The 17463-nt window shown below is 70.6% G+C and carries 18 protein-coding genes and 2 pseudogenes; 8 read left to right on the top strand and 12 right to left on the bottom strand.

Annotated elements, in window-relative coordinates:
* Positions 1-170 precede the first annotated feature (170 nt).
* The 7 genes and pseudogenes from ACWDYJ_RS17075 to ACWDYJ_RS17045 form a co-directional block, all read right to left on the bottom strand.
* Complete coding sequence (locus ACWDYJ_RS17075; protein WP_451566351.1) at positions 171-593, bottom strand: SCO4225 family membrane protein; 423 nt, start codon at positions 591-593, stop codon at positions 171-173.
* A gap of 225 nt (positions 594-818) precedes the next feature.
* Complete coding sequence (locus ACWDYJ_RS17070) at positions 819-1256, bottom strand: NUDIX hydrolase (RefSeq protein ID WP_451566350.1); 438 nt, start codon at positions 1254-1256, stop codon at positions 819-821.
* A 30-nt stretch (positions 1257-1286) separates the two neighbouring features.
* Complete coding sequence (locus ACWDYJ_RS17065; protein WP_241836639.1) at positions 1287-1367, bottom strand: hypothetical protein; 81 nt, start codon at positions 1365-1367, stop codon at positions 1287-1289.
* Positions 1368-1507: 140 nt separating this feature from the next.
* Positions 1508-1657: pseudogene (locus ACWDYJ_RS17060) on the bottom strand (SDR family NAD(P)-dependent oxidoreductase); the annotation flags it as partial.
* 8 nt (positions 1658-1665) lie between these two features.
* Positions 1666-1905, bottom strand: a complete 240-nt coding sequence (locus ACWDYJ_RS17055; RefSeq protein WP_451566349.1) for a hypothetical protein — start codon at positions 1903-1905, stop codon at positions 1666-1668.
* Between the two features lie 162 nt (positions 1906-2067).
* On the bottom strand, positions 2068-2688 hold the full coding sequence (locus ACWDYJ_RS17050; RefSeq protein WP_451566348.1) for a LysE family translocator: 621 nt from the start codon (positions 2686-2688) through the stop codon (positions 2068-2070).
* Positions 2685-4223 carry a DUF885 family protein gene (locus ACWDYJ_RS17045; protein ID WP_451566347.1) on the bottom strand — a complete coding sequence of 513 codons (1539 nt, stop codon included), beginning with the start codon at positions 4221-4223 and terminating at the stop codon, positions 2685-2687. Before ACWDYJ_RS17045 ends, ACWDYJ_RS17050 begins: the two co-directional genes overlap by 4 nt.
* A 53-nt stretch (positions 4224-4276) precedes the next feature.
* Between ACWDYJ_RS17045 and ACWDYJ_RS17040 the strand changes: the two genes are divergently transcribed.
* Entirely contained in the window at positions 4277-5857 is a 1581-nt protein-coding gene (locus tag ACWDYJ_RS17040) for an aminotransferase-like domain-containing protein (RefSeq protein WP_451566346.1), read from the top strand.
* 221 nt (positions 5858-6078) lie between these two features.
* Here the strand turns inward: ACWDYJ_RS17040 and ACWDYJ_RS17035 are convergent, their stop codons facing one another.
* Positions 6079-6975 carry an RNA polymerase sigma-70 factor gene (locus ACWDYJ_RS17035; protein ID WP_451566345.1) on the bottom strand — a complete coding sequence of 299 codons (897 nt, stop codon included), beginning with the start codon at positions 6973-6975 and terminating at the stop codon, positions 6079-6081.
* A 64-nt stretch (positions 6976-7039) separates the two neighbouring features.
* On the bottom strand, positions 7040-8275 hold the full coding sequence (locus ACWDYJ_RS17030; protein WP_451566344.1) for an NAD(P)/FAD-dependent oxidoreductase: 1236 nt from the start codon (positions 8273-8275) through the stop codon (positions 7040-7042).
* 207 nt (positions 8276-8482) lie between these two features.
* Between ACWDYJ_RS17030 and ACWDYJ_RS17025 the strand changes: the two genes are divergently transcribed.
* Positions 8483-9157 (top strand): TetR/AcrR family transcriptional regulator, encoded by a 675-nt coding sequence (locus ACWDYJ_RS17025; protein ID WP_451566343.1) that lies wholly within the window; start codon positions 8483-8485, stop codon positions 9155-9157.
* A gap of 281 nt (positions 9158-9438) precedes the next feature.
* Here the strand turns inward: ACWDYJ_RS17025 and ACWDYJ_RS17020 are convergent, their stop codons facing one another.
* Complete coding sequence (locus ACWDYJ_RS17020) at positions 9439-9858, bottom strand: SRPBCC family protein (RefSeq protein ID WP_451566342.1); 420 nt, start codon at positions 9856-9858, stop codon at positions 9439-9441.
* 26 nt (positions 9859-9884) lie between these two features.
* A complete protein-coding gene (locus ACWDYJ_RS17015) occupies positions 9885-10247 on the bottom strand; it encodes a VOC family protein (protein ID WP_451566341.1) in 363 nt (120 codons plus the stop codon).
* A gap of 127 nt (positions 10248-10374) precedes the next feature.
* On the opposite strand from ACWDYJ_RS17015, the gene ACWDYJ_RS17010 reads away from it, so the two are divergent.
* Both ACWDYJ_RS17010 and ACWDYJ_RS17005 read left to right on the top strand, forming a co-directional pair.
* Complete coding sequence (locus ACWDYJ_RS17010; protein ID WP_451566340.1) at positions 10375-11193, top strand: helix-turn-helix domain-containing protein; 819 nt, start codon at positions 10375-10377, stop codon at positions 11191-11193.
* Positions 11194-12073: 880 nt separating this feature from the next.
* Positions 12074-12412 carry a MerR family transcriptional regulator gene (locus ACWDYJ_RS17005; protein WP_451566339.1) on the top strand — a complete coding sequence of 113 codons (339 nt, stop codon included), beginning with the start codon at positions 12074-12076 and terminating at the stop codon, positions 12410-12412.
* 34 nt (positions 12413-12446) lie between these two features.
* On the opposite strand, the pseudogene ACWDYJ_RS17000 reads toward ACWDYJ_RS17005, so the two are convergent.
* Positions 12447-13329, bottom strand: a pseudogene (locus ACWDYJ_RS17000) (helix-turn-helix domain-containing protein).
* 462 nt (positions 13330-13791) lie between these two features.
* On the opposite strand from ACWDYJ_RS17000, the gene ACWDYJ_RS16995 reads away from it, so the two are divergent.
* From ACWDYJ_RS16995 to ACWDYJ_RS16980, 4 genes are all read left to right on the top strand, one after another.
* Positions 13792-15000, top strand: a complete 1209-nt coding sequence (locus tag ACWDYJ_RS16995; RefSeq protein WP_451566338.1) for an ice-binding family protein — start codon at positions 13792-13794, stop codon at positions 14998-15000.
* A 207-nt stretch (positions 15001-15207) separates the two neighbouring features.
* Positions 15208-15951, top strand: a complete 744-nt coding sequence (locus ACWDYJ_RS16990; RefSeq protein ID WP_451566337.1) for a DUF5819 family protein — start codon at positions 15208-15210, stop codon at positions 15949-15951.
* Complete coding sequence (locus ACWDYJ_RS16985) at positions 15938-17020, top strand: HTTM domain-containing protein (RefSeq protein WP_451566336.1); 1083 nt, start codon at positions 15938-15940, stop codon at positions 17018-17020. Before ACWDYJ_RS16990 ends, ACWDYJ_RS16985 begins: the two co-directional genes overlap by 14 nt.
* A gap of 181 nt (positions 17021-17201) precedes the next feature.
* Positions 17202-17402: a hypothetical protein gene (locus ACWDYJ_RS16980; RefSeq protein WP_451566335.1), complete on the top strand. Its 201-nt coding sequence runs from the start codon at positions 17202-17204 to the stop codon at positions 17400-17402.
* Positions 17403-17463: the final 61 nt, after the last annotated feature.

Here is a 17463-nt window from a genome sequence, read left to right as displayed (position 1 = left end):
GATATATACACTCTTAACACACCCCTCTTCCCCAACACCCCCCTCTTCCGTACTGAACGCCGTTCCCGGGTCGGGCGCCGGGGCTGAGCGGGGGCACGAAAAACCGCGGCGGGGCCGCGCTCGCGGCCCCGCCGGCGTGGTGGACTGGGGCCTGATCCGGAAGACAGGCCCTAGCCCCGCGCACTCCTGGCGTCGCGCCGCCGCGCCACGTAGCGGAGCAGGGCCCAGATCGCCGCGGCGTTGACCAGGGCGCCGACCAGGACCGCGGCGTAGAAGCCGAGTCCGTCCCACATCGAGGGCTCTGCGGCCACGGACGTGTCCGGTACCCAGTCCGCGGGGAGCGGGTCCGACTCCGAGGGGTAGTCCGTGGGCAGCTTCGTGGGCGGCTGAGAGCCGTGCTGGGGATGGGGATCCATGGGCGGGGCCGAGTCCAGGGCGTCCGCCGCAGGTCTGAAGAACGTCAGCAGCAAAAGGCTGACCGGTGCCGTGGCCAGGATCGGCCAGACTCCGAAGAACCCGCTGGCCCCGTTCCACTGGCCGACCGCGAAGTAGACCAGCAGCGCGACCACCAGTGCCAGGTACGCACCGGGCACCCACATCTCAGCCCTCGACCAGCGCCGCACCATGACGTTCCCCGTTCCGTTCCGCTTCGCTCGACCTGCACCCAGTCTCGAAGCTGCCGAGGACCGCCACCTGAGTACGCCTACTCATCCTGCTCGGCCCTGAGTACCTGGTCAGAGCCGTGCACGGTAAGCACGCCGGGGACACCGCGCAACGTATCCCCCATGTCCGGCACACGGCGCCGGAGGATTCCGCGACTAGACCACGACCCCAGCCCCGAGTCCGCCGGCACCGATGGCGCCCCGCAGGACGTGGGCGATCTCCTCGGGCTTGAGGTCGATGCCGTCGAGCCCCTCCACGGTCAACGGGATCTCTTCCAGCGCGTATTCGCCGCGTCCCTCGGCGCTGAACTCGGGGCCGGTCCGGTCCTCGAAGGACCACGTCGCGATGCGGGCGAGGTAGAAGAGTTGACGCTCGTCGTCGGACTCCATCGTGTGCAGGAGGCGGATGATGTCGGCCTTCCCCGCGATCTCCTCGTGGATCTCCCGGTGGAGTGCTGCCTCCCGGGACTCGTCGCTCTCCTCGACCCCGCCGCCGGGCAGCACCCAGTACACGGGGATTCCGGGCTTGGTGCGGCGGATGACCAGCATCGTGTCGTCCGCGGTGACGAGGACGGCTCGGACTCGTTCGATCATTTCGCTCTGTCTCCTTGGTTGTTGACGGTCTCAGTGCAGCAGCCAGCCACCGTCGACGTGGACGGATTGCCCAGTGATGAACGACGCGGAGGGGCCGACAAGGAACGCCACCAGGGCCGCCACGTCTTCGGGGCGTCCGCGTCGCGGGACGCACTGGCGGTTGATCTGGTCTTCCGGGCGGGCGCGGTGATGGGCTGGGGGGCGGTTTCGGCTTCCACCTCGATGGCGCCGGGGAGGACGGTGTTGACGCAGATGCCGTACGGGCCGAGCTCGCGGGCCAGGGAACGGGTCAGGCCCAGGAGGCCGGCCTTGGCGGTGCTGTAGGCGACGAGGTGGGTGCGGCCGGCGCGGGCGTTGACGCTGCCGATGTTCACGATCCGGCCCCAGCGGCGTTCGATCATGCCGGGGGTCAGGGCGTGGCAGGTGCGGTAAGGGCGAGGCGGAGGGTGCGGGCGTACACGTCGGGTTGGTAGTCCGGGACGAGCCAGCCGCCCAGGGCCATCAAGTACCAGAGCAGGTTGGCGGCTTCGCCGACAGCGGTGTTGCGGCCGGCGAACTCGAAGTCGAGCCAGCACAGCGGATCGGCGATGTTGGGCTCCGTCGGGTCACCCTGTGTCAGGCCGGCCAGCCAGCGGCGGTCGGGGGCCAAGGCGTGGCGGAGGCTGTCGATGATGTCGGCGACGTTGAGCGTCAGCGGGCTTTTATGTTGTCCAGACCTCGCGTCGTTACCCGGTTCAGCAGCCAGGTCGGCGCTGTGAGCGCGGCCCGAAGGCCCGCCCGGCTGCTGCCCATGTGCCCAGCCATGCGGGCCTCAGCTGAACACCAGAGCGGCCAGCCCGAGGTAGATGCCCCCGGTCAGGTAGGACAGGCGGCGGTCGCGGCGCGGGGTGCCGCGGAGCCGGCTGGTGAGTGCGGCGCCGATGAGCGCGTAGCAGAGGTCGAGGGCAAGGGCGATGGCCAGAAAAACCGCGCCGAGTACGAGCATGCGGGTGCGGGTGTCCGCGGGGGTCAGGCCAGTGGGCAGGAATTGCGGGAGGAAGGCCAGGAAGAACAGGACGACCTTGGGGTTGAGCAGGTTGACGAGGACGGCATCCCGGTAGAGCCGGAGCAGTCGGCGTCGAGCAGGACGGTCGTCGGCGTCGGCAGCGAAGGGCGGGCGGCGGATCAGCACACGGACGCCCAGGTAGGCGAGGTAACCGGCGCCCATGTAGCGCAGGACGGTGAAGGCGAGCGGGTGCTCTGTGATGAGCGTGGCCAAGCCGCAGACGGCGGCGGTGATGTGGATGAGGGTGCCGGTTTCCACACCGAGGGCCGAGACGATTCCGGCCCGCCGTCCGTCCTGCACGCTGCGCGTGATGATGTAGATCAGGTTGGGCCCGGGCAGCGCCACCAGGATGAGTGAGGCGACGGCGAAGGCAGCTAGTGAGGTCATCCGCGTTCCAGTGCCGTGTGCAGCAGGCCGAGGGGCGGGGCGCCGAGGTCGAACAGGGCGCTGTGGAAACGACGGAGCGAGAAGGCGCTGCCCCAGCGTGCCGTGGCCTGCTCGCGCAGGTCGAGAATGGCGAACTTGCCCCAGGCGTAACGGCCGTAGGTGGGATCGAACAGCCCGCGCTCGGCCTCGTGCAGGGCTGCGGGACCGGCCAGCGAGACGTCCTCGGTGAACCGCGCCGCCGCGTCCGACAAGGTCATCGCTCCGGTGTGGAGGCCGATGGCGCAGGCGAAGCGGGTGAGTCTGCGCAGCGCGTCCTGGGCGACCGCGACGGCGACGCGTGGGTCGCCGTCGCGGAAGCCCTGCTCCAGGGCCAGCTCCTCGCAGTAGTGGGCCCAACCTTCGATGAAGGCGTCGGAGTGGAGCGTGCGGCGGACATCGGTCGCCGCCCGGCGCAGCGCCCTGCCGTGGCTGGCGTGTCCGGGTGCCACCTCGTGGATGGCCATGTTGGGCATCAGGGTCCGGTTGAAGCCCGTCGACAGCCACTGATCGCTCTCCGCCCTCGTCCAGTCGGCGCCCGGGAGGGAGACGCGGAAGGCGCTGGGCGCGTCGGCCTCGTTGGGCGCGGACGCGAACAGGCCGGCCAGCGCCCGGCGCTGGGAGTCGGGCATCGGCAGGACGTCCACCTCGACATCGCGGTGGGGCACCAGATCATGCCGGGCGGTCCATGCGATCGTCTCGTCGACGAGCGCCGCGAACTCGTCGAGCAGGCTGCCAGCGCCGGGATGATCGGCCTGCAGGGTCCGCATCGTGTCGGCAGGCGCGGCATCGAGGTCGACGCGGCGGAGCGACTCGTCGAGCAGCGCACGCAGGCGGTCCCGTTCCGCGTCCACGCGGGCGGATATCGCGGCGAGGTCGACGGTGCAGGCTTCGGCCGCGCCGAGGAGCCGGGCGAGAGCGGGCCCGCCGAGCGCCGCTGACGGTGGGCCTTCGGCGGCGGCCCGCTCCAGGTGGGCCATGAGCCGGGCGTGGGCTCGGCCGGCGGCAGCGTGGACGGGGCCGCCCTGGGGGTCGAGAAAGGCGGCCAGACCACGGACGAGCGGCAGCGTGGCGTCGGCCAGCGGCGCGGGGACGCGGTCCAGTGCCTCGACCGCCGCGTCCACGGCGTCCGGCCACCGGCGCAACTGGGCCGACCGGGCGGCGTCCCGTTCGGCCTTGGGCGCGTAAGGGCGGTCGTAGCCGGACAGGTCCAGGTTCTCGATGTGCCACAGGGGGTTGCTCCGGTGCAGTTCGAGTTCACCGAAGCGGACCCGAAGGGCTTCCTCCGCGGCCGCCGCGTGCGCCTCGTCGTGCGGGTCCGCGTAGGGCTTGGTGCCGGCGGGGCCGCCGAGGGCGGCGAGGCCGCGTCGCACTCCGTCCGGGGACAGGTCCTGGACGGTTCCGTCGTACTCGTGTCGTCCTGCGCCGTCTCTCGCCGCGAAGACGGAGAGGTCGCAGACGGCTGCCAGCCGGGGGGCAAGGGGTGAGGTGGATGCCATGCCGTTAGCCTCACGTTGCGGCGGCTCGTGCTCCCGTGCCAATGGAGGGGAAAGTGGACCGGAACCGTCAAGCGCCCGAACTGGACGAGTTGATCGACCTGCTGGGCGACTGGAGTTCGGGCGAGGGGCCGCTGTACCGGCGGCTCACCGAAGCGCTCGGCCGGGCTGTGCGGTCCGGGGACCTGCGCACCGGCGACCGTCTCCCGTCCGAGCGGCGGCTCGCCGACGCTCTCTCGGTCAGCCGGGCAACGGTTGTCGCCGCGTTCGACGTACTGCGCGGGTCGGGCCTGGTCGAGACACGTCGGGGCAGCGGCACGCAGGTGTCGGGAGGCGCCGCCGGCCACCGGGTGCCGGCGGACGGGCGCGTGCGCGGCGGTCAGGCCACCGCGGTGGTCCAACGGCTGATCACACAGCCACCGGACCTCATCTCGCTGGGGCAGGCGGCCGAGGTGGGCGGTCCGGATCTGCCCCAGGCGCTGCTTCACCTGGTCCGCGAGGACCTGCCCGGGCTGATCCGTGAGGCGGGCTACCACCCGGCCGGGCTGCCCGCGCTGCGGGCGGCGATCGCCGCCCACCACACCGTGCACGGCCTGCCGACCGTGCCCGAGCAGGTGGTGGTGACCACCGGTGCCACGCAGGCCGTCGCCCTGACCGCCCAGCTGTACCTCGGGCGCGGGTCCACCGCCCTCGTGGAATCCCCCGGGTGGCCGGGCTGCCTGGACGTCCTCAGAGCGGCCGGCTCCCAGCTGGTCGGCGTCCCGCTCGACTCCGACGGGGTCCGGATCGACCGGCTCGCCACCGCGCTCGCCGAACACCGGCCCGCGCTGCTCTACCTCATGCCGACCTACCACAACCCCACCGGCACCCTGATGTCCGCCGGCCGCCGTCGCCGGGTGGCCGAGCTCGCCGCCGAACACGGCGTCCCCGTCATGGAAGACAGCGCCCACGCGGCGGCCCTCGCCCCCGGTCAGACACCCCCGCCCATCGCCGCGAACCCCGCCTCAGGAACCGTGCTGACGGTGGGTTCGCTGACCAAGGCCGTATGGGGCGGTCTGCGGATCGGCTGGGTCCGCGCGCCCCAGGACACCGTGGCCCGCCTTGCCCGACTCAAGGCGCTCAACGACCTCGGCAGCCCAATCCTCGACCAGGCCCTCGCCGCCCGGCTCCTCCCCGCACTCCCGGCCCTCGCGCCCGAACGGGCCCGCATCCTCCGCGAGCAGCTCGCCACCATGACCCGACTCCTTGCCGAACAGCTCCCGGACTGGCGCTGGCGGGAACCACAGGGGGGCTCCGTTCTGTGGATCCGGCTGCCCTCGGGTACGGACGCCCGGGTCTACGCGCAGGTGGCACTGCGCCACGGCGCGGAGGTCATCCCGGGCGCCACGACGGATACGACCGGCGCCCACGACAACTACATCCGCCTCCCCTACTCCTTCGCCCCGGAGACCGCGGCAGCACTGGTCAGCCGCCTGTCGGCGGCCTGGACCGCACTGTCCCGGAGCGGTGGCCGCCGAGGCAGCGCTCAGCGGCACGGCCTCTCCACCGCGCCGCCAGGGCTCGCACCATGCGCACAGCGGCCTCAGACGACACCCCCTCCCGCCGTGCCACAACGTGCCAGTAGGGGCAGTGAGTAGCGGTCAAGAGGGGTTCGTCAGAGGCGGCCCGAGCCGGCCCGGATGCGGCCATTCCAGCAGGTCAGCGCCATTCGCATACCGGAGTGCCGGGTGATTCCCAAGCTTATGGCGCGGGTTCGATTCCCGTTATCCGCTCCATGACAAAGCCCCGGGTCAGCGACCTGGGGCTTGTTTGTTGTCCAGGACACCGTCACCTCACGGGCTGGGCGGCGAGCCTGTGCTCAGCGGAGGGTGAGTGGGGTTTCGGAGGCGACGTGGGAGAGCTTCTCGGGGTTGCGGACGTAGTAGAGGCCGGTGATGCGGGCGTCCTCGACGTCGATCGCCATGACGCCGTCGATCTCGCCGTCCAGGTGGACGAGGAGTGCCGGGTTGCCGTTGACCACGATGGGGGCGACCTCGATCCGCAGCTTGTTCTTGCCGAGGCCGCCGAGCATGTAGCGGGTCACCTTGTCGGCGCCGGCGATCGGCCGCAGCGCGGCCTGCTTGATGCCGCCGCCGTCGCTCACCAGGACGACCTCCGGGGCGAGCACGTCGAGGAGGCCCTGCGGGTTCCCGGTCTCGAGCGCGCGCCGGAACGACTCCAGAGCCGCCCGGATCACGCTCGGGGGAACCGCCTGGCGGGGGCGGCGGGCATCGACGTGCCGACGGGCGCGGTGCGCGATCTGGCGGACGGCCGCGGGGCTCTTGTCGACGGTGGCGGCGATCTCGTCGTAGCCGAGGTCGAAGACCTCGCGCAGCACGAAGACGGCGCGCTCGGTCGGCGACAGCGTCTCCAGGACGAGCACCATCGCCATCGACACGCTCTCGGCGAGCTCGACGTCCTCGGCCACGTCGGGCGCGGTGAGCAGCGGTTCCGGCAGCCAGGAGCCGACGTACGCCTCCTTGCGGCGCTGCATGGTGCGCAGCCGGTTCAGGGCCTGTCGGGTCGTGATCCGGACCAGGTAGGCGCGCTGGTCGCCCACCTGGCCCAGATCGACCCTGACCCATCGCAGCCAGGTCTCCTGAAGGACGTCCTCGGCGTCGGCCGCCGATCCGAGCATCTCGTAGGCGACGGTGAAGAGCAGGTTGCGGTGGGCGACGAACGCCTCGGTTGCCGGGTCGGTGGCGTGGTCGTTCATGTCCGGTCCTGAGCCCTCTGAGTGCGCATCCTCGTCAAGTTCCTTTGCGTCGGCGGGCGTTCGCTCAGACCGCTGCCCGCTGCGAGGTGGCCGGCGCCTCGGCCTGCTCGGCCTGCTCGGCCTGCTCGGCCTGCTTGGCCTGGAGCAGTCGCTGTCGCACGGCACCTCCCGAGACGCGGTGCAAGCGGTACCCGCCGGGCTTGCCCGCCTCGTCGGCCAGGTGCTTGACGACGCCCACGCACACGATTTCCTTGAGCTTCGCGCCCAGGCGGCCGTCGATGTTGAACCACACCGCGACATCGGACCGGTTGGCGAACTGGAAGATGCCATCACCCCGGCCCAGGCTGATGCACTGGGCGGCGAACGACTGGTTGAGGGTCTCGGGCCGCTCCCCCGCGATCCGGCTGAGCACCGTGTCGGCGGCCCGCGCACCCATCGGCATCGCCGCCTGGCAGCTCATCCGCAGCGGCAGGCCCGACGGCGCCGCCGAGTCCCCGGCCGCGATGATGCGTACGTCGTCCACGCTGGTCAGCGTCTCGTCCGTGAGCAGGCGGCCCAGGGCGTCGGTGCTCAGCCCGCTGCGCACCGCCAGGTCGGGCACGCCGAAGCCGACGGTCCAGACGGTCACCGCGCTCGGCAGCTCGCGGCCGTCGCTGAGCCGTACGGCATCGCGGGTCACCGCCGACACCTTCGTGCCGGGGCCGTCGAGGACGGTCACCCCGAGCTTGGCCAGGCGCCCGGCGACCGAGCGCCGGCCCCGGGAGTGCAGGTACGGCCCGAGCTCCCCACCGCAGACGAGAGTCACCGTACGACCCTGCTCCGCCAGCTCGGCGGCGGTCTCGATGCCGGTCGGACCGGCTCCGACCACCGTCACCGCGGCCGTCGCGGGCGCGGCGTCGAGGACCGGCCGCAGCCGCCCGGCCTCCTCGAAGGTGCCGATCGGGTAGGCGCACTCGGCCGCCCCGGGCACGCTCGGGTCGGCGCTGCCACTGCCCACCGCGTAGACCAGGTAGTCGTAGCGGACCGTGCCTCCCGACGCCAACTCCACGCTGCGGCCTGCCGCGTCGATCCGGGTCACGGTGTCGACCACCAGTCGGACGTCCTCGCCCAGGACCTCCCGGTAGTCGACGACCGCACCGTCCGTGCCGCCCACCAGCTGGTGCAGGCGGATCCGGTGAACGAAGCTCGGGCGCGGGTTGATCAGCGTCACCGTCACGTCGCCGCGCTGGGTCAGGCGATTGGCCGCCATGACCCCGGCGTACCCGCCGCCGATCACGACCACATTGGTGTTCTCGCTCATGGTGTGTCCTCCGCTTCAAGGGGTTCGGCCTCAAGACACCGACGACCCGGTTCCTGTGACAGGTAGGGACATGTGACCTGCGCAACACTCGAGTTCACATCGTGCAGTCACTGCACTGCTGTGCAGCGACTGCACGAAGATATACTTATTCCCTGAGGGGGCGTCAAGGGGCCCACCAACCCACCGACCCGGGAGCGACAGTCCACGATGACCAGTGACGATCCAGTCCGCCGCGGTGGCCGTGAAGCACAGCGCCGGCGCACCCGTAAAGCGATCGTCGACGCGGCGGTCCGGCTGAGCGCCGACGGAGCGACGCCGTCCATCGACGAGATCGCGGCCGCCGCCGACGTGTCACGGCGCACGGTCTACGCGTACTTCCCGAGCCTCGACCACCTGCTGATCGACGCGACCGCCGGCGCGCTCAACGAGCCTCCGGTCGAGCAGGCCTTGGCCGACCCCTCGATCTCCGACGACCCCGCAGCCCGGGTGGACGCCCTCATCAGGACGCTGTTGAAGTACTCACCGCAGTCACTTCCCCTCGGCCGCCGCCTGATCCGCCTGACCGTCGATCAGCCGGCGAGCGACACCCGGGAGCCGGCCGCCCCACGCCGCGGCCCCCGCCGGATCGAGTGGCTGGAGCAAGCCTGCGAACCTCTCCGCGACACCCTGAGCCAGGAGTCGTACCAGCGGCTGGTCTCGGCCCTGACCATCGTGGTCGGCTGGGAGGCGCAGATCGCGCTGCGCGACGTCCGCGGCCTCGACCCACAGGCCGAAGAGGAGGCCATCACCTGGGCGGCCCGCGCCCTGGTGGAGACAGCGATCCGGGAACACGAAGCGGCCGGCCCGCAGGACGAGGGTCCCCCGCACACCGGCCGGCCATGACGGCGGACCGCGACCAGAGCCCACGGCAAGGCGTCGAGCTCGCCGATGGGTTCTGATGGATGGAGGCGGCTTCCTGTCGCCGTACGAGAGGTCGTGCCACAACGTGCCAGTCAGGCGGTGAACAGCGGTCGACAAGGGGGCCGGTGAGGCAGTCAGATCGGCGCCGATACCGGCCGTTTTTGCAGGTCAAGCCCTGTTCGACCACCTTGCGTCAACCCTCCCGACCTCGAGAGGCAAGGCGCAATCGCATGCCTGCCGACAGGGAAGGCCCGGGTAGGTCTCTACCTGTCCGTCGGTACCGGGGTGGCCCTCAGCGTCTCCTGCATGATGTGCGCGCCCTGCTCGGCCATCTCGCTGATGGGGCCGGCGAGTTCGTCCGGCATCACGTCGATCGTCCAGACGAAGCGGCTGTGCCCCTCGGTGGCGGCAAGGACCTGCATGGAGGCGTGATGGTGCTTCGGCGCCATCGAGCCGCCGACCACCGCGTAGGCCACCCGGCGGGCCGCCTCGTCGATGTCGACGATCAGCTCATGCACGACGACACCGTTCGCGAAGGTCACGATCCTGGTGTCCGCCTCCATGCGGGTGTCCGTGACGAAGCCCGGAACCAGGCGCTGGTGGACAGCTCCGACCTCGCGCAGCGCCTCCCAGACGTTCTCCGGGGAGTTGTCGATCAGGAATTCCTTGTGGATGTGAGCCATGTGATCTTCTCCTGTCGGGTGACTCGTCAGGCAGCGGTGGTGAGACAGAACGGGTGCCCCTCGGGATCCGTGAGGACGACCCACTGGTCCTTGCCGGGCTGGAACTCCGGCCTCGACGCTCCGAGGGCGAGGATCCGGCCGGCCGCCTCCTCCAGGTCGGCGACCGTGAAGTCGAGGTGGGCGTGCTTGCCGTCGTCGGGCCAGCCGGGGGCCCGGTAGCCCTCGATGCGTACGAAAGCCAGGCCGGTGTGCTCCCCGCCGGCCAGGGAGGCGTAGTCCTCGCCGCTGCAGGTGATCTCCCAGCCGGTGAGCTTGCTGTAGAACTCGGCGAGCCGGACCGGGTCACCACAGTCGATGACGACGGTGCTGATCTGCGCGAGAGCGGACATGACGGCGACTCCTCGATGGCGGTACGGGGTGAAGTGCGACGCCGCTCAGCTTGCTTGCCACGCCCCGTCCCCGTCTTGAAGATCCTTGCGGCGGGGCGATGTCAGACCCCCGGCGTAGCGTTCAAGAGTGCTGACCTCCACCGTCCTCGCCACGCGGCCCGACTTCCGCATCACCGCCGTGAACTGCCGGGACGACCACACCCGCTGGTCACAGGCTGAGGTGCGCGAGGACTACCGAGTGGTGCTCGTGCGCCGCGGCCAGTTCCGCAGGCTGGCGGCCGGCACTCCGGCCGAGGTCGACCCGACGATGGCCTATCTCGGCGTCCCGGGCGAGGAGGAGCGTTTCGCGCACCCGGCCTCCGGGGGCGACGCGTGCACGTCGATCAGCCTGACGCCCGCACTGTGGAGGGTCGTGGCGGGTGAGGGCGCCCGCCCAGCTCGACAGAGCGTGTACGTCGACGCCCGCCTCGATCTGGCCCACCGCCGCGTCCTCGCGTCCGCCCGCAGCGGCGACGTGGACCACGCGGTGACCGAGGAACTGCTCGGACTGCTCTCCGCCACCGTCGGCCAGGCCCTCGACGGAGCCGTCCCGACCAGCGTCCCCGGCCGGGACGAGGCGACGCTCGTCGCCGCGGCCCGGCATGCGATCGGCGAGGCCCACCCCGCGTCCGAGGGGCTTCTGCCGCTCGCGGAGCTCCTCGGCGTCTCGCCCTACCGCCTGAGCCGCTCCTTCACCCGCGAGCTTGGAGTCTCGCTGACGCGTTACCGCAACCGGGTCCGTGTCGGCCGGGCCCTCGACCGTCTGGACGCGGGCGAGGACAGCCTCGCCACCCTCGCCGCCGACCTGGGCTTCTCCGACCAGGCCCATCTCTGCCGGACCATGCGCCAGTACCTCGGCCACACACCAACGGCACTGCGGCGGCTCCTCGCCCCGCGGTCGCCCTGAGGACATCGCCCGCGCAGGGGCCTCGACCAGGGTCTGGCGCGTGCCACTACGGCCCTTACCGCAGGCCGGGTCGGGCGCATCGCGAACCTGCCCACCCCGCGGGTCCGTCCGGGCACCCCCGTACGCGGATGCGGGTCATGTTCACGCCCGGTCAACCTCTCGTCGAACACGCGAAAATCTATCGTGGCCACAGTAGACATCCGGCTGTGACGTCGCTACGGTTTCTCTCGTAGCCAAGATCGAGCAAGGCCCGGAGAGACGAACTGCCGGGCACCAGTACACGCAGTGCGCAGAGCGGTGCGGTGGTGGAGTTCCGAAGCCAGGGTTGTTGCAGGCGGCGACGGGGCTGACGACCGGACCGGGTGGCCCGCAGTGATCAGGGGCTGCCACGAGCAGTACCGCAGTTCGCAGTGCCAGCAGTGCAGTCAGTGAGCGGTACCCCGTAAAGGCGTCGGCTGCGGACGCGCGTACGGGAGTTCGGCAGCGGGGTTCTAAGCCAGAGTGGACGCAGGACGGGCGACGGGGCTGGCTGCCGAAGAGTGGCGCTTCTCCAGGCCACCAGCAGTATCGCGTTACCAGCAGTGCGCAGTACGCAGTGCCCGTTTGGCAAGTGATCGGTTCAGAGGGAAGAACGGAGGAGTTGACCGCCATCAGGATCGCCCGGGTCGAGAGGCTGAGCCCGGGTACCGCAGGACATCGATAGTGAGGTGGTCTCCGGTCAAGCAACCGCGATCCCCGCGCCCCCGGCCGCATTCGGGTCAGGTCCGCGGAAACAGAAGGCCGGCGCAGCACGAGGGCCGGCAGATGGTGTAGCAGTTCCTTCGGGGCCCTGGTGCCATACGGCACCAGGGCCCCTCCACGCGTTCCATAGAGAGGTGCGATGACAGCAGACGACTCGTTCGGCCGTCTCGATGACGACGACTACCCCGCCTACACCATGGGCCGGGCCGCAGAAATGCTCGGCACCACCCAGGGCTTCCTCCGCGCCATCGGAGAAGCCCGCCTCATCACCCCGCTGCGCTCCGAGGGCGGCCATCGCCGCTACTCCCGCTACCAGCTGCGCATCGCCGCCCGCGCGCGGGAACTGGTCGACCAGGGCACCCCCATCGAGGCCGCGTGCCGCATCATCATCCTCGAAGACCAGCTCGAAGAAGCCCAGCGCCTCAACGCCGAATACCGCCGCACCAGCGAAACACCGCAGCCACCAGCCGCAGTCTGACGACTTCGCCTACGGGCCAAGGATGCGGTGGGGACTACGGGCAGGTGGTCGGCCGGAATTCCGTGCTGACGTACGCCTTGATGGCTTCGATGAGGTACCGCAGGGTGCTGTCCGGGCTCAGCGCCCGGGCCTGCGGGTGCGCATACATGTCGCAGTAGAGCCGCACGTCGGATCGTTTCTCCACATAGAGGTCGCTGGTGAACCTCTCCAGATACACCACGCTCACATCGGTGGGGTCGGCGAATTCGAGCAGTGAGAACTGTCCGGAGACACCGGGGTGGGCCCCCACCTCGTGAGGGAGAACCTGCACGGTGATGTGCGGCCGGGCACCGAGGCGGGTCAGATGCTCGAGCTGCTCGCGCATGACCTCGCCACTGCCTACGACGCGCCGCAGAGCCGAAGTCCAGCACGGCCCATAAGCGCAGCGGGTTGCCAGGGGCGCCGAGCCGGTCCTGGCGCCGCAGCCGTACCCGGAGGCGTGTGGCGGCCTGCTCGGCGGTGGCGCGAGGGATCGTTCCTGCGATGACCGCCCGGGCGTAGGCGGGGGTCTGCAGCAGACCCGGGACCACCAGGGGCTCGTAGGTCCGGACAGCTGCGGCCTCGGCCTCCAGGCCGATGTAGGCGCCGTACGGGATGCCGCCGTATGCGTTCCACCAGCCCTGCCGGCCGGATTCCCGGGCCAGCCGCATCAGGTCGTCGACGAGCGGCTGGTCCTTGATCCCGTACAGCCGGCAGAGGTCCCGCACGTCGCGCGGCTTGATGAGGCGGCGGCCGTTTTCCAGGAGGCTGATCTTGGACTGGGAGATCAGCAGGCGGGCCGCCACCTGCTGCGTCGTCAGGCCGCTGATCTGCCTGAGCCGGCGTAACTCCGACCCCAGCCGGCACCTGCTGACGGTGGGATTGACGTTGACACCCACGGGGGGCGTACCTCCGCTCCAAGGACCTCGCTCTGGCGAGCAGGCTGCCACAACCCACGGGCAGCCGGGTCCGCCTCGGCGCCGTGTCGCACACCGGATGGCCCTCTCGCGCCGCACCATCAATTCGTTCGAACCCGCCGTCTCCACGTTCCTTTCCGCAGCCCCGGCTACGGAATTACGGAATGCCGCCCCCTCGCCCATTAGACCACCAGGGGGCCACTGAATCCTTCGTCATATTCCCGCTGACGCGAATGGTGGATTACACGGAAACCACCGGAGCGAATCTCCGGTCCGGTGCAGATTTCTGCGTAATATGCCGGGCGACAGAGAGGCGGTCATGTGCGACCGGACCGTCAATCACGCCACCACCCACCCACAGGAGTTGGCCCCTCGATGACGCTGAATATCTCTGGCGCGGCGCTACGGCGCACAACGCCGGTCTGGATCGCGACGGTACTCGCCATGGTGATCGCCTCTGCCGTGGTCGCGGTGACGCCGAACCGGGCCACTGCCGTCGCCACACCTGTAAACCTCGGAACGGCAACCAGCTTCGCGGTGCTGGCCGGTGCCGAGGTCACCAACACCGGCCCCTCCGTGGTTACCGGGGACGTCGGAGTGCATCCGGGAACGTCCATTTCCGGATTCCCGCCCGGCATTGTGATCGGAACTCTGCACTCTGCGGACATGGTGGCCCAACAGGCCAAGACCGACCTGGTCGCGGCGTACAACAACGCCGCCGGGCAGGCCACGGACGAAGCCCTTCCCCCGAACGCCGGTGGCCTGACGCTGGTTCCCGGCGTCTACACCGCCTCCACCACTCTCGGGCTCACCGGCACGCTCACCCTCGACGCCCGGGGTGACTCCAACGCGGTCTGGGTCTTTCAGGTCGGTACGGGTCTGACGACGGCATCCTTCAGCCGGGTGCTCCTCATCAACGGCGCGGCGCCCTGCAATGTCTTCTGGCAGGTCGGCAGTTCCGCCACTCTCGGCACCGCCTCCACCTTCGTGGGGACCATCATGGCCGGGGCCGCCGTCACGGCGACCACTGGAGCGACCATCGACGGCCGTGCGCTGGCCATCGAAGAGGCCGTGACGCTGGACACCAACCGGATCACCCGGCCGACGTGTGCCGCGGACACGAACGGCGGCACCACCACCAACGGCGGCACGACCACCAACGGTGGCACCACCACCAACGGTGGCACCACCACCAACGGCGGTACCGCCAACGGTGGCACCACCACGACCGGCGGCACCACGGACGGCGGCACCACCACCAACGGCGGTGTCACCAACGGCGGTACCACGAACGGCGGTGTCACCAACGGCGGCGCCACGAACGGCGGCGTGGGCGGCGTCCTCGGCGGCGTCCTGGGCGGCGTCCTCGGCGGAATGACGAACGGCGGCACCGTCGCGGGCCCGACGGCGGGCGGAGCGCTCGGTGGTGTGGCAGGCGGCGTACCCAAGCCGCCCGGCAAGCCCGGTCACGACATCCCGGGCGTCCCTGACAAAATCCCCGGCCTTCCCGGTCACGGGATCCCGGGCCTGCCCGGTCACGAAAAGCCCGGTCACGAGAAGCCCGGCAAGCCCGGTCACGACGAGCACGACGAGCACGGCCGGCCCGGCGATCACGACGAGCCCCACGAGCACGCCGGACCCGGCGGGCACTGAGCGGGCGAACGCTCCACACCCCGAGCGGGTCGGAGCAGTGAGTCGCACGTAGGGCTCACGGCGGGCTGACTGCCGGGGCAGTCGACGGCCCGCACGAGAGAGACGGGTGGCGCGCGGCGAATGGTCCTCCCTTTCGCCGCGCGCCCCTCGCGAAGGCCTGAAGGAGCGGATGCATGAACCGTCAGGACGGAAAGGCCGGGTGGGGCCATGCTGGGCAGTGCCGAGTCAGCGGACGTGAAGGGACCGGAGCCGTCCCGCGAAGGGCCCTTCGCCGAGGACCTCGACGGCGCGTCGCCACAGGCGCATCCGGATGATGCAGGACCGCTCGGACCGCTCGGACCGCTGAAGCCGGAAACCGGAGCCGCCGTGGTCCTGTGTCTGGCGGTGGCGCTGATCCATGTGCTCCTGGTCTTTCTGCACGTGGCGCCGGCGAATACCGTCTCGCAGCTGTACAGCCGGCCGGTCAACGCGTGGGTCCTGCCGCTGTTCGAGCAGAACTGGCGGCTCTTCGCGCCGGACCCGGAGTCGGTCAACCGGCAGATCTCGGCGAGGACCCTGCGCACGGCCCCCGACGGCACCGTAGAGGTGAGCGGCTGGTTCGACCTGAGCGCCGTGGACGAATCCTCGGTCGAGCACAATCCCTTCCCGAGCCATACGACACAGAACATGCTGCGCCGGGCCTGGAGTTCCTACCTCGAAACGCTCGGCCGTGACGACCAGCCGCGGTCGGAGCGGGCGGTGATGATGCAGACGTATCTGCGCAACATCGCGGTGGACCGGGTCGCCGCCCACCGCTCCGGCTCGTTCGACTCCATCCAGCTGCGGGTCATCACGTCGGCCATCGTCGCCCCCAGCGCAGCCGGCCGCAGCCGCCCGGCCACGACCGGCGCCGCGCCCATCGACACCCGTTACCTGCCCTGGTGGAAGGTGGCCCCCCATGGAACAGACTGAACAGACATCGGCCGGCGCGGGCACACGCCCGGCGCGTCGGCCCATGGTCGACCGCATGGGCGTGCTCCTCGCCCTGCTGATCGAGCGGCCGGTCTCCCTGTACGCCGCGGCCGTCCTGCGCATCGGGTACGGACTGCTCTATCTCGTATTCCTGGTGCGCGAGTTCCCGCACCGCGACCAGATCTGGGGTCCGGGCTCGCCGTGGACGCCGACGATGGCGAGGCAGCTGTTCGACCAGACCGGGTGGGTCAGCATCCTTACCGTGTCCGACAGCCGGGCGTACTTCGAGGTCTGTTACGCGGCCGCGATCGTCACGTCCGCGCTGTTCATGCTGGGCTGGCGGACCCGGGCCGTGTCCGTGCTCTTCGCGGTCGTGGTGGCGTCGTTCCACGCCCGGGCGATCTTCATGACGGACGGTGGCGACAACCTCATCCTCCTCATGGCCGTGTACCTCGTCTTCACCGCGTGCGGCCGCCGCTGGTCCCTGGACGCGCGCAGGACACGCGGGCGGGCCGTCCCGGCGGCGGACGGGCTCGCGCGCCGCTTCCACGATTTCAGGCGGACCACGAGCACCGTGGTGCACAACTGCGGCATGTTCGTGATCGCCGCCCAGGTCTGCTTCCTCTACGGCTGCGCGGGCCTGTACAAGGTGCAGGGCGGCTCCTGGGGCAACGGGACCGCCCTCCACTACGTACTGAACCTCGAACTGTTCCGGCCGTGGCCCGCGCTGTCCCTCATGCTGGACGAGCACGTGGTCGCGGTCGCCGTCGTCGGCTACCTGACGGTGCTGCTGCAGGTCGCCTTCCCGTTCGTCCTGTTCGGCAGGCTCAAATACCCTGTACTGGGCATGCTGTTGGGGCTGCACGTCGGGATCGCGGTACTGCTGGGGCTGCCGCTCTTCTCCGGCGTGATGATCGTCGCGGATGCCGTGTTCCTGCCGGACCGCTTCTACCGGTCCCTGGGCCGACTGTGGCCGCGGCGTGCCCGGCCGGCGGGCTTCGGGAAGACGCGGGCTCCGGCCCGGGGCGAACCCGCACTCGTGCCGGCTCAGCCCGGTCCGGCCGGCTGAATCATCTCGATGGTCACTGTCACCCGGAGCGCCCCGGGTACCCCGGGCCGACGCCGCCACACCGGGGCCGGGCGTCACCCGTACGCCTCGCGTCGTAGCCGAAATGATGCGACCCGTCACTGTGCGTGTCAGCGTGATCCGAGAGGAATCAGTACCCCACGCATCAAGAGGAGTCGCCGTCATGGGCGGTAGGCAGGACAAGCACCAGGAGCCGGGCAAGGGCAGTGAGGCGCAGGAGCACCATCGCCCCGGTGACCCCGCGCACCCCCGGCCGGGCAAGCCGTCCCGTGAGCAGGGACAGAAGCCCGGCCAGAAGGAGACCTCGCGCCGCCGCGAGGACGACCTGCTGCGCGAAGAGGACCTGCACGACGAGACGCTCTGAACAGAGCGGCACTCGCCCACGCGCCCAGAGCCCGACCGGTCCACAGTCACCCCGGCCGGGC

The organism is Streptomyces sp. NPDC003042 (assembly GCF_053591315.1).
Note: the sequence above shows the minus strand (reverse complement) of the source record. Positions and strands in the feature narration are given on the sequence as shown.

What these genes read in the sequence shown, in the direction of transcription:
- ACWDYJ_RS17070 (WP_451566350.1), bottom strand. Translation starts at nt 1,256, where the DNA reads ATGATCGAACGAGTCCGAGCCGTCCTCGTCACCGCGGACGACACGATG.
- ACWDYJ_RS17050 (WP_451566348.1), bottom strand. Translation starts at nt 2,688, where the DNA reads ATGACCTCACTAGCTGCCTTCGCCGTCGCCTCACTCATCCTGGTGGCG.
- ACWDYJ_RS17045 (WP_451566347.1), bottom strand. Translation starts at nt 4,223, where the DNA reads ATGGCATCCACCTCACCCCTTGCCCCCCGGCTGGCAGCCGTCTGCGAC.
- ACWDYJ_RS17035 (WP_451566345.1), bottom strand. Translation starts at nt 6,975, where the DNA reads ATGAACGACCACGCCACCGACCCGGCAACCGAGGCGTTCGTCGCCCAC.
- ACWDYJ_RS17030 (WP_451566344.1), bottom strand. Translation starts at nt 8,275, where the DNA reads ATGAGCGAGAACACCAATGTGGTCGTGATCGGCGGCGGGTACGCCGGG.
- ACWDYJ_RS17025 (WP_451566343.1), top strand. Translation starts at nt 8,483, where the DNA reads ATGACCAGTGACGATCCAGTCCGCCGCGGTGGCCGTGAAGCACAGCGC.
- ACWDYJ_RS17020 (WP_451566342.1), bottom strand. Translation starts at nt 9,858, where the DNA reads ATGGCTCACATCCACAAGGAATTCCTGATCGACAACTCCCCGGAGAAC.
- ACWDYJ_RS17015 (WP_451566341.1), bottom strand. Translation starts at nt 10,247, where the DNA reads ATGTCCGCTCTCGCGCAGATCAGCACCGTCGTCATCGACTGTGGTGAC.
- ACWDYJ_RS17005 (WP_451566339.1), top strand. Translation starts at nt 12,074, where the DNA reads ATGACAGCAGACGACTCGTTCGGCCGTCTCGATGACGACGACTACCCC.
- ACWDYJ_RS16995 (WP_451566338.1), top strand. Translation starts at nt 13,792, where the DNA reads ATGGTGATCGCCTCTGCCGTGGTCGCGGTGACGCCGAACCGGGCCACT.
- ACWDYJ_RS16990 (WP_451566337.1), top strand. Translation starts at nt 15,208, where the DNA reads ATGCTGGGCAGTGCCGAGTCAGCGGACGTGAAGGGACCGGAGCCGTCC.
- ACWDYJ_RS16985 (WP_451566336.1), top strand. Translation starts at nt 15,938, where the DNA reads ATGGAACAGACTGAACAGACATCGGCCGGCGCGGGCACACGCCCGGCG.
- ACWDYJ_RS16980 (WP_451566335.1), top strand. Translation starts at nt 17,202, where the DNA reads ATGGGCGGTAGGCAGGACAAGCACCAGGAGCCGGGCAAGGGCAGTGAG.